The organism is Mycolicibacterium sp. XJ1819, from assembly GCF_053483675.1.
The window spans coordinates 193,608-203,389 of the sequence record NZ_JBEFST010000011.1 but is presented as its reverse complement, the minus strand read 5'-3'; the positions used below and the strand labels follow the sequence as shown (position 1 = coordinate 203,389).

Sequence of the window (9,782 nt, the reverse complement as noted above, 5' to 3'; positions counted from 1 at the left end):
GGCGTCTGACACCGCGGACAGCGTGGCTCCGGGGGAGTGGTGACCGAAGTGCCAAGCTCTGAGCGATTTTGTCGCTCAACTACTACAGGGGTGAGTGACTTCAGCGACAAAATCGCTCAGAGGTTGGCAGACAAACATGTGCACCCCCGGACAGCACGCCGTCCAAGACGTCACCGCGGCGCGGGAACCACCCCGGGCACGGGCATCGGCGCCGGCGCGGGCGGCGGCGCGGGCGGGGCAGGCGGCGGGGTCGTCAGGATCCGCACCAGGTCCGGCTTCATCGCCTGCAGCTGCGCGCCCCAGTAGCCCCAGCTGTGTGTGCCGTTGGGCGGGAAGTTGAACACCGCGTTGCGCCCACCGGCGGCCAGGTATTTCTCCTGGAATTCCTTGTTGGTGCTCAGCGTGATGTTCTCCAGATACTGCGCGCTGAAGTTCACCCCGAAGTCCGCGTTGGTATCCAGATCGCTGGTCGCGCCGTTGCCGCAGTAAACCCACAGGGCGGTGCGGTTGGCCACCAGCCTGTTGATGTTGAGCATCGGGTCGTTGCGCTGCCAGGCCGGGTTGTTCGGCGGCCCCCACATGTCGACGGCGCGGTATCCGCCCGCGTCCTTCATCGCAAATCCGATCAGAGTCGGCCACAACCCCTTCGACGGGTTGAGATATCCCGACAGCGACGCGGCGAACACGAACTGCTGCGGATAGTAGGCCGCCAGCGTCAACGCTGCTCCACCCGACATCGACAGTCCCACAACGGCGTTGGCGCGCGGATCCTGAGCCCGGTTGGTCGCCAGCCATTGCGGCAGTTCACGGGTCAAAAACGTCTCCCACTTGTAGGTGACGGTGCCGTCGTTACCTGTCGCGGGGGCATACCAGTCGCTGTAGAAACTGGACTGCCCACCGACGGGCATCACCACCGAAACGCCCGACTGGTAGAACCACTCGAACGCCGCGGTATTGATGTCCCAGCCGTTGGCGTCCTCCTGGGCACGCAGGCCGTCGAGCAAATACACCGAATGCGGTCCGCCGCCCTGGAACTGGACCGTGATGTCTCGCCCCATCGACGGCGACGGCACACTCAACTGCTCCACGGGCAGCCCGGCGCGCGAGTACGCCTCGGCCGGCGCGGCGCGCACCGACGCGACGGCCGTCGCGACCACCGTGAGGACGACCAGCATCACCGCCGCGCCCACGCCACGTTTCGCCGGTCCGAATACGTCTGCCACGTGCGCGAACGTAACAGCGCGCCGAGCGCGGGTGGTGGGGCCGCGCGGGGCAGTGACCGCCTTGTTATCGAATGCAAAGCGCACCGTTTCACCAACATTACGGGTGGGTAACGGTCACACTGGAATTCCAAGTTCATACAGACAGGGAGGCAGGATGAAGATCCACAAGATTCTCGGTGCCGCAGCAATCGCGTTCGGCCTCGCCGCAGCCACCGTCGCGCCCGCGGCGGCGATCGACAACATCCAGAAGTTCGGCACGCAGGAAGTGCTCAAGAACCACGACGTCGTGGCCGGCTACACCGTCACCGACCTGCGTCCGAGTTCGGACACCGTCCCGCACCCGGTCGCCGGCCGACTGTATGAGGCGACGGTGACCGTCGACGCACTAGCGGGTTGGGTCACGCCGATGGTGCCGATGTTCAACGCCCGCGCCGAGAACGGCGACAACTACCGCGTGCTGTCCAACGTCTGGATTCCGGGGGGTCTCAGCGGCGCGGCGGTGCCGCCCGGCGGATCGTCGACCGGCAAGATCTACTTCGACGTCGTCGGCGCCGAGCCCAACAGCGTCGTCTACAACGACGGCGATCACGACCTGCTCGGCTGGGTGCCCTGATCGGGGCCTAGCCGCGAGAGCACCCGCCGGACCAGACCCTCTCGCACCACTGGCCGTCGAGATACATACGGCCACGGGTTGTTTCGTTCGGGCACCGAAACCGACCGGGCCTGCTTGAGCTGGGTCCGCAGGTGCTGGCGCAACTCGTGCAGCGACGGGTCCGACCACCGGTTGTGCGCCTCGGCCGGGTCCTCCGTCAGGTTGTACAGCTCCCACTGGTCGTCAAGCGGCGACGTCCGGTAGGCCTCCCCGCCGAACCCGTTGGCGGCCAGGTGACGCACCCCCGGTTCGGTCCACGTCGACGGATCGTCGAAGGTGCGCACCAGCTTCCACAGATGCGCGTCGACCCGCATTACCAAGCCCTCGAAGTTCGACCCGACGTGTGCAGGTAGTGAGATCTGCAGTGGCTTAGGTGGATCGACCGGTAGCCTCAGCTTCCGCGCCAAACCCGATGCGCCGGTGTCACCTTCGAGCACGTTGTCGCGCGTCATCAAGTACACCGCCCGCGATGCATCGGCATCGGCCCCGTCGACCACCGGCATCAGATCCCGCCCCGGCAGGTCATGTACCTCGCTGAACGACTCGGCCAGCGTCGAGGCCACCGCCGTCACATCGACGCCCGCGGCGCCCAGCAGCGTCGGAACCAGGTCGACATGCGACGTCGGCTCACAGACCACTCGCGCCGTCGTCGCCGCTGCACCGATGCGCGCCACCACGAACGGCACCCGCGTCGCCTCGTCGTAGAGGTTGAACCACTTCTGGTGCAGCCCGCCGTGCGCGCCGAGCAGATCGCCGTGATCGGCCGTGCGCACCAGCACCGCGTTCTCCGAACCACCCTCGGTCACCGCCCGCCGCACCCGGTCCAGCGGGGCGTCCACCTCCGCGTGCAACCGGTAGTACAGGTCGCGATACGCCTGCGCGTTGCGCCGGTACATCCGCTCCACCGCCGGAGCCACGCCGTAGCCCGAGTAATAGGACTCCCGAAACGCGATCTGGGCAGCCGGTTTGGTCGACAGGTCCTCGTCGGCGGTCGGCGCGGCAGGCACCGGTGGCGGATCCAGCGGCGAGGGCTGCACCGGGTTGCGCCGCTGCCACGCCGGGAACAACACGATGTCGTGCGGGTTGACGAAGCTGGCCACCAGCAGAAACGGGCGCATCGCGGCGGGCTCGCCCGCCCGGCGTCGCGCGTAGCGCTCCGACAGCCACGCGACGACGCGGTCGGCGATCAGCGGGTCGCGCCGGATCCCCGCGTTGGACAACAGCGCGCCGTGGGGTTCGGGGCCCACCCAACCCGAAAACCCGAACGGGGCAAGCGGATCCGCCTCCAAGTAGCGTTGCACGGCGACGGGATTGACGACGCCCTCGTCGTCGTTGGTGGCCAGCGGCTCACCGGTGTCGGGGTCGCTCAGGTCGGCGTGGGAGATGTGCCACTTGCCGTCGTAATGGGTGTCATAGCCGGCGGCGCGGAACCAGTTGCCCAGCGTCGGCACCTCGCCCGGGCGCAGCCAGCGCATCCGGGAGTCCTCGGCCAGCTTGCCGATGCCGTCGGTCTGGGTGACCCCGTGCAGATCCGGGTACTGGCCGGTGAACAGCGTCGGCCTGCTGGGCACGCAGGCCAGCGAGCCGGTGTAGTGCCGCTGGAAGCTCACGCCGTGCTCGTCGAACCACTTGCGGCCGGTCAGCGTCCGGTCCCGCCAGGCCAGCACCGAGGGCGCCTCGTAGGGCGGCACCGCGCGCTCCTCGTCGGTCATGATGATCACGATGTCGGGACGCGGGTCAGTCATCTGAACCTTCCATTCGTCGTGCCAGCCCGGCCAGCATCTTGTCGGACTGTCGAGCCAGCGCGCGGGCCAGCACGCGTTCTGCGAGTCGCTGGTCGGGGCGAGCGCCGATCTCGACCGTGCTCGTCAGGGTCACCGCCGTGGACGCCTCCTGCGGTTGCAGGGTCCAGCGGTTGGTCACCCGGCCCAGCCAGCCCGGCAGGCCCTCGATCTCGTAGGCGAGGGTGTCCGGCGAATCGACCGCGACGATGCGCTCGACCAGCACCGAGCGCCCCACCTGGAGGCGTCGCGTGGTGCCGACCGGTTCGGTGCCGCGAACCAGGAGGCACGAATGGTCGATGTTGTCGACCCAGGAGCTGATGGCGCCGAAGTCCGCGAGGAGCTCCCAGATTTCCTTTGAAGTCGCCGCGATGATGCGAGTGCGGTCGATGTCGGCCACGGACTCACGCTACCGTCTCATCTCGGCCCCGGGAGCAAAATAGACACCTGCGTCAATCCGGGTTCTGCCGCACGTCCCGTAGGGTGGGGGTTGCGGTCTGTGGTCCGTCATCACTTGGGTTCTCCCACGAGTCCGTGTGCCGCTCGTCACGAGAAGGACCCAGTCATGGCCATTACCGATATCGCCGCATACGCACATCTCACCCGGGCCGAGATCGACGCCCTCGGCGACGACCTGGACCTCATCCGCCGCGACGTCGAGCAGTCGCTCGGTCCGCGCGACGCCGCGTACATCCGGCGCACGGTCAGGTTTCAGCGGGCGCTCGAGGTCGCCGCACGCGTGGTGCTCGCCTGCAGCCGGTCGCGGGCCGGGTGGCTGGTGGGCACCGCGGCGTTGGCCTTCGCGAAGAGCGTCGAGAACATGGAGATCGGCCACAACGTCGGCCACGGCCAGTGGGATTGGATGAACGACCCGGAGATCCACTCCAGCACCTGGGAGTGGGACATGGTCGCGGTGTCGGCGCAGTGGCGCTACTCGCACAACTACCGTCACCACATGTTCGCCAACGTCGTCGGTGTCGACGACGATCTCGGGTTCGGCGTCATGCGGGTGAGCCGCGACGAGTCGTGGCGACCAGAACATCTGCTGCAGCCACTGCGAAATCTGTTGTTGGCAAGTGTGTTCGAGTGGGGTATCGGTCTTCACGGGGTGCATTCCGAACGTGACCGCTCCGCCGGCGACACCGAGAGGATCAGCCGGTCCAGATCGGCGTTCGTGACGAAGATCGCCCGCCAGGCCGTCAAGGACTATGTGGTGTTTCCGGCGCTGAGCCGCCGGCCACGCAGGACACTGTCGGCGAACGTCGTCGCCAACCTGCTGCGAAACCTGTGGGCGTATGTGGTGATCTTCTGCGGCCACTTTCCCGACGGCGCAGAGAAATTCACCGCAGATGTCCTCGACGACGAAACCCACGCTGACTGGTATCTGCGGCAGATGCTGGGCAGCGCCAACTTCGACGCCGGTCCGGTGTTGGCCTTCGCCAGCGGCAACCTGTGCTACCAGATAGAGCACCACCTCTACCCGGACCTGCCCAGCAACCGCTATCGGCAGATCGCGCAGCGGGTGCGCGCGGTCTGCGACAAGTACGGGCTGCCCTACACCACCGGTCCGCTTGTGCGCCAATATCTTTTGACGTTGCGAACCATTTACAAGCTTGCGCTTCCAGACTGGATGCTGGTGGCGAGCAGCGACGATGCTCCGGAGACAGCGTCGGAGAAGAAGTACGCTAAGTGTTGAAAGTGTTGCGGCTCAGCGCTTCTTGTTGTCCATAGCATTTTCCACGGCAGAGGCCTTGGCCGCTGCCTTCGCATGCTTGGCTGCGCGTTTTTCCTTCAGGGACTTACCGGACTTCTTCGACATGGTTTGTCGGGGAGACTTGTCGGACATCGTCGGCCCTTCGTGATGGGGGCCTGTGCGGTCCCGATGCCCTGACCATACACGTGGCGACCGGCCCGGTGTGTAGTCTTGAACCGTTGGGAACCCTGTTATTCCGGGATGCGTCAGCTGTTTCTGCGCTGATTTCGCCGAGCAACCGCTCACGCCGGAAGATGCCGGTATCAACCACGAGTCTGGACGACTTTGAACGTTTCGCCTGTCTTGAGTCCGATGCTTGACCCTGCGGCGCCTCAAGGAGTTTCCCGGCCGCTACGAGTCGGCATCCTGGCGGCGTCGGCAGCGACCAAACGCCGGCTGACGACATTCAGCGCGGGCCTGGCCGAAGGTCTACGTGCCTGCGGGGCTGAGGTCGCCGTCGTAGAAATCGCCGCCGACTGCGCTCACCTGCTCAATCTGAACGACGTCGCCATCATCGAGCATGCCTTCGACGTCAACGACGACGATGTACTCGACCTCATCGACGAGTTGCGCATCCTGACCGTCGTCGTCATCCACACGGTGCCCGACAAGCCCAACCGCAGGCAGCGCTCGGAACTCGCGGTGATCACCACCGGCGCCGACCACGTGGTGGCGATGTCGGAGGCCTCCCGCGAACGCCTGTGCACCATGTACGGCGTCGAGCGCCGCAAGATCAGCACGATTCCGCACGGCGCGACGATCCCCAGCATGCCGAGAGTCAAGCGGTCTCGCCGACCCACGATCTTGACCTGGGGCTGGCTGGGTCCCGGTAAGGGTGTCGAACGGGTCATCGACGCGATGGCGTCGCTGCGCGATGCGCCGGGACGGCCGCGCTACGTCATCGCAGGCCCGACCCACCCGAAGGCCCACGCCGCCGACGGTGAGGCCTACCGCGAGGCCCGCATCGAGCAGGCACAGCGGGCCGGTGTCGCCGATTCGGTGGTCTTCGATCCCCACTACTACGACGGCGCGATGCTGACCGAACTCATCCAGCAGTCGTCGGTGGTCGCACTGCCTTACGACTCGACGGATCAGGTCACGTCCGGGGTGCTCGTGCAGGCAATCGCGCACGGCAGGCCCGTGGTGGCCACCGCCTTCCCGCACGCCGTCGAACTGCTCAACACCGGCGCAGGCGTCGTCGTACCCCACAACGACCCGGCCGCGCTGGCCACCGCGGTGCGGCAGATCCTGACCCGTCCGTGGCTGGCCGGTGAGATGGCCGCCGAGGCCCGCCGACTGGCCCCGCAGCTGGAGTGGTCGGAGGTGGCGGGCGGCCACATCCGCGTCGCGCAGCACCTGCTGGCCCGAAGCCGCGCGTCGCTCTGACCGCGCAGGGTCAGTTGACCAGCGACAACGCGTGCGCCCGGCGCAGCTTGCCCGACGGCGTCTTGGGGATCATGCCGGGTTCGAGCACCACCACATTGCGCGGCCGCACATCGACCTCGGCGAACACCTCGTGGGCCACCTGCCGTTCGACTCGGCGCACATCGTCGGGATCGGCGAAGTCCTTGGATTCCACCGCGACGGCGAACGCCTCCCGCGACAGCCCGGCGTCCAGTCGCACCGCGACCGCACAGCCCGGCCGCACCCCGTCCACCCGGCTCGCGGCGCGTTCGATGTCGGTCGGATAGATGTTGCGACCGGCCATGATGATCACATCCTTGAGGCGCCCGCACACCACGATCTCACCTGTCTCGGTGAGATAGCCCAGGTCGCCGGTGTCATACCAGCCCCGCGCGTCCTGCGCGGCGATGAACCCCGCGACGGTGGTGTAACCCTTGGTCACCGGTTCGCCGCGGACCTCGATGACCCCGACGCCGCGGCATGGCAGATCGGCGCCGTCCTCGTCGACGACGCGCACCTCGAGGCCCTCAAGCGGCTTGCCCAGTGACACCAGCCTGCGCGTGCGGCCCTTGTTCGCCGGGACCGCGCGGTGCAGGACGGCCAGCAGGTCGGCGTCGACTTCGTCGACGAGCATGCCCTTGCCGCACTCGGAGAACGACACGGCCACCGTCGTCTCGGCCATGCCGTAGGCCGGCACGATCGCCTCGGGACGCAGCCCGAACGGGGCACCGGCTTCGCAGAGATCCTCGACGTCGACGGGGTCGACCTGTTCGGCGCCCGACAGCGCCCAGCGCAGCGAGGAGAGATCGAACTCGCCGGGGTTGGCCTGCCTGCGCAACCGCTTGGCGAACAGGTTGTAGGCGAAGTTCGGCGCGGCGGTCATGGTGCCCTTGTATTTGTCGATGAGCTTGGCCCACAACAACGTATCGCGCAGAAAATCCATCGGTGTGATCTTCACCAGCTCGGCGCCGTAGTACATCGGCACCGTCAGGTAGCCGGTCATGCCCATGTCGTGAAAGCACGGCAGCCAGCTCACGATCACGTCGGTATCGATGTCGAAGTTGCAGCCGGCGGTCATGGCCTCGGCGTTGGCCACGATGTTGGCGTGGCTGATCTGGACCGCCTTGGGCGATCCGGTCGACCCCGACGTCAGCTGCATGAGCGCCACGTCGTCGTCGTCGGTGGGTACGGGCTCGATCGGCGCACTGGACAGCAGCGACTCGATGGTCAGCACCGTCATTCCGAGCCCGGACAGCACCGGGGCGGCGGCCATGAACGGATCGGAGACGACCACCGCCTTGGCCGAGATCATCTTGATGACACCGGTGGTCTCGTCGGCCCAGCGCACCAGGTCGGTGCGGGGCGTGGGCTGGTGCACCATGGTCAGGCTGGCACCGCGCATCCAGATGCCCTGCGCGGTGGGTGCGATCTCCACCGGCGCTCCGGCCAGCACCGCGACCGCGTCGCCATGCCCGACGCCCGCGGCGGCCAGCCCACCGGCGATCCGGCGGGCGCGCTCGTGGACCTGCGCCCAGGTGTGACGGACGGGTGCGTGCGGCTCGCCGGTGACCATGCCGCCGTGGCTCCAGCGGGCGTTGCCGTACATGTCGTCGGTGAATCGGCTCACGGCAATTCCTCTAACTACGTGACGTGTCGGTCGCGTACTCGTGGTTTCGGGTATCCCCGCGCATACCAGCAAGTGCGCCAGGAGTATCGGAAGCCGCTGAGGTTCTGTTGCGCACCCCAGCATTACCCTCGCTGCGGTTCGAGCCAGGGGCCGGATCTATCGAACGAAATGACTGTACAGACTCGACGTGCGACCGGTGCTGTCGCGCGCCGACAGCACCGGCGTTGCTTCTGAATTGTGACCCCGTCGGTACCGAACCCCCGTGATGAGTGACCTGGCCTCACCGTAGCGCATCGGACGCCCGGGTACGGGATTTGCGGCGCTTTTAAAGCTCGTCGGGGCCGGCCGGCAAGCCGGCGGCGACGCGCAACTGGGTGCGTGCCGCGCGGACGATGTCCTCGGCGGCGCGATAGGTCGCGCTGTCCAGGTGCCGGGTGTGAATCGGCAATGCAGCGGCGAGGCGCAGCACCAACACCGCCAGGGAGGCCGTGGTCTTGGACGGCACCACCAACAGGTTGGCGCGCCCGTCCCGGCCGGTGACGGTCATGACGCGTTGGTTGCGGTCCTTCCAGCCGGGGATGGCGGCCACGCCGCGCCGGGTCAGTGAGTCGAGGTCGGGCACCCCGTCGGCCGCCGTCCAGTTGACGCCGATATCGACCACTTCGCCCAACGAATCTCTCAGCGCCTCGATGAGTTCTGGCAGCTCGCGGGCGATGGAGGCGGTGTGCGGCCACCACCCACCGTCGAGGCTGTCGCCGGACAGTTGGGTCAAGGTGAGGCGGACGGAGCTGGCCCACCGACGCTTCGAAACGGGAGGCGAATTCAGTTGACTTACAGGGATATCGGCGCTGATTGCCGCGTGATCCATGGGCAGTTCCCTCGCCTCGACCCTCCGTGCAGGGGCCGTCCTGCGATTCGGTTCGCCGATGACCCTACACCCGGGCCGGCGGCCGCATTCGTCGCGGGGGAGGTCAAAGCCCGTATTCGTGATAGCTTTGCGGGTGGATGTTCTTCGACATCCGTTCAGAAATGGAAGAAGAAAAGAATGGCACAGGGAACTGTGAAATGGTTCAACGGCGATAAGGGCTTCGGCTTCATCGCCCCGGACGGCGGCGAGAAAGACGTCTTCGTTCACTACTCGGAGATCCGCGGAAGCGGCTTTCGTTCGCTGGAAGAAAACCAGCGCGTCGAGTTCGAGATCGAACAAGGTGCCAAAGGACCTCAGGCAGTCGGAGTAACTGCCGTCTAGCTTTCGATCGAATGTGGGCTGGTGGGAATTGTCCCGCCAGCCCACTTCTCGTTTATAGGTAAATTGTTGTCGCGCAACGGGCTCCTGGAGGCC

The 9,782-nt window shown here is 66.7% G+C and carries 10 protein-coding genes; 4 read left to right on the top strand and 6 right to left on the bottom strand.

Annotation, left to right across the window (positions count from 1 at the left end; translation table 11 throughout):
* Positions 1 to 170: 170 nt before the first annotated feature.
* Positions 171 to 1,175, bottom strand: a complete 1,005-nt coding sequence (locus tag ABQE89_RS14345) for an esterase family protein (protein ID WP_448417609.1) — start codon at positions 1,173 to 1,175, stop codon at positions 171 to 173.
* A gap of 202 nt (positions 1,176 to 1,377) precedes the next feature.
* Here ABQE89_RS14345 and ABQE89_RS14340 point away from each other — a divergent pair, with 202 nt between their 5' ends.
* Positions 1,378 to 1,836 carry an MPT63 family protein gene (locus tag ABQE89_RS14340; RefSeq protein ID WP_448417593.1) on the top strand — a complete coding sequence of 153 codons (459 nt, stop codon included), beginning with the start codon at positions 1,378 to 1,380 and terminating at the stop codon, positions 1,834 to 1,836.
* On the opposite strand, the gene ABQE89_RS14335 is transcribed toward ABQE89_RS14340, so the two are convergent.
* Both ABQE89_RS14335 and ABQE89_RS14330 read right to left on the bottom strand, forming a co-directional pair.
* The gene (locus ABQE89_RS14335) at positions 1,809 to 3,620 is read right to left on the bottom strand and encodes a sulfatase family protein (protein ID WP_448417591.1); all 1,812 of its coding nucleotides are present in this window, start codon (positions 3,618 to 3,620) and stop codon (positions 1,809 to 1,811) included. The two genes, ABQE89_RS14340 and ABQE89_RS14335, sit on opposite strands and share 28 nt — an antisense overlap.
* On the bottom strand, positions 3,613 to 4,056 hold the full coding sequence (locus tag ABQE89_RS14330; RefSeq protein ID WP_448417589.1) for an SRPBCC family protein: 444 nt from the start codon (positions 4,054 to 4,056) through the stop codon (positions 3,613 to 3,615). Before ABQE89_RS14330 ends, ABQE89_RS14335 begins: the two co-directional genes overlap by 8 nt.
* 165 nt (positions 4,057 to 4,221) lie before the next feature.
* Here ABQE89_RS14330 and ABQE89_RS14325 point away from each other — a divergent pair, with 165 nt between their 5' ends.
* Positions 4,222 to 5,352, top strand: a complete 1,131-nt coding sequence (locus tag ABQE89_RS14325; RefSeq protein WP_448417587.1) for a fatty acid desaturase family protein — start codon at positions 4,222 to 4,224, stop codon at positions 5,350 to 5,352.
* 12 nt (positions 5,353 to 5,364) lie between these two features.
* On the opposite strand, the gene ABQE89_RS14320 is transcribed toward ABQE89_RS14325, so the two are convergent.
* On the bottom strand, positions 5,365 to 5,502 hold the full coding sequence (locus ABQE89_RS14320) for a hypothetical protein (RefSeq protein WP_448417585.1): 138 nt from the start codon (positions 5,500 to 5,502) through the stop codon (positions 5,365 to 5,367).
* Between the two features lie 219 nt (positions 5,503 to 5,721).
* On the opposite strand from ABQE89_RS14320, the gene ABQE89_RS14315 reads away from it, so the two are divergent.
* Entirely contained in the window at positions 5,722 to 6,795 is a 1,074-nt protein-coding gene (locus ABQE89_RS14315) for a glycosyltransferase (RefSeq protein WP_448417583.1), read from the top strand.
* 10 nt (positions 6,796 to 6,805) lie between these two features.
* On the opposite strand, the gene ABQE89_RS14310 is transcribed toward ABQE89_RS14315, so the two are convergent.
* Positions 6,806 to 8,440, bottom strand: a complete 1,635-nt coding sequence (locus ABQE89_RS14310; protein WP_448417581.1) for a fatty acyl-AMP ligase — start codon at positions 8,438 to 8,440, stop codon at positions 6,806 to 6,808.
* 325 nt (positions 8,441 to 8,765) lie between these two features.
* Positions 8,766 to 9,308, bottom strand: a complete 543-nt coding sequence (locus tag ABQE89_RS14305; protein ID WP_448417579.1) for a DUF5994 family protein — start codon at positions 9,306 to 9,308, stop codon at positions 8,766 to 8,768.
* A gap of 177 nt (positions 9,309 to 9,485) precedes the next feature.
* Here ABQE89_RS14305 and ABQE89_RS14300 point away from each other — a divergent pair, with 177 nt between their 5' ends.
* Positions 9,486 to 9,689, top strand: a complete 204-nt coding sequence (locus ABQE89_RS14300) for a cold-shock protein (protein ID WP_448417577.1) — start codon at positions 9,486 to 9,488, stop codon at positions 9,687 to 9,689.
* The last annotated feature ends 93 nt before the right edge of the window (positions 9,690 to 9,782 follow it).

Bases quoted from the DNA above. Each gene is read 5' to 3' on its own strand.
- ABQE89_RS14345 (WP_448417609.1), bottom strand. From the start codon at position 1,175: ATGCTGGTCGTCCTCACGGTGGTCGCGACGGCCGTCGCGTCGGTGCGC.
- ABQE89_RS14340 (WP_448417593.1), top strand. From the start codon at position 1,378: ATGAAGATCCACAAGATTCTCGGTGCCGCAGCAATCGCGTTCGGCCTC.
- ABQE89_RS14335 (WP_448417591.1), bottom strand. From the start codon at position 3,620: ATGACTGACCCGCGTCCCGACATCGTGATCATCATGACCGACGAGGAG.
- ABQE89_RS14325 (WP_448417587.1), top strand. From the start codon at position 4,222: ATGGCCATTACCGATATCGCCGCATACGCACATCTCACCCGGGCCGAG.
- ABQE89_RS14320 (WP_448417585.1), bottom strand. From the start codon at position 5,502: ATGTCCGACAAGTCTCCCCGACAAACCATGTCGAAGAAGTCCGGTAAG.
- ABQE89_RS14315 (WP_448417583.1), top strand. From the start codon at position 5,722: ATGCTTGACCCTGCGGCGCCTCAAGGAGTTTCCCGGCCGCTACGAGTC.
- ABQE89_RS14305 (WP_448417579.1), bottom strand. From the start codon at position 9,308: ATGGATCACGCGGCAATCAGCGCCGATATCCCTGTAAGTCAACTGAAT.
- ABQE89_RS14300 (WP_448417577.1), top strand. From the start codon at position 9,486: ATGGCACAGGGAACTGTGAAATGGTTCAACGGCGATAAGGGCTTCGGC.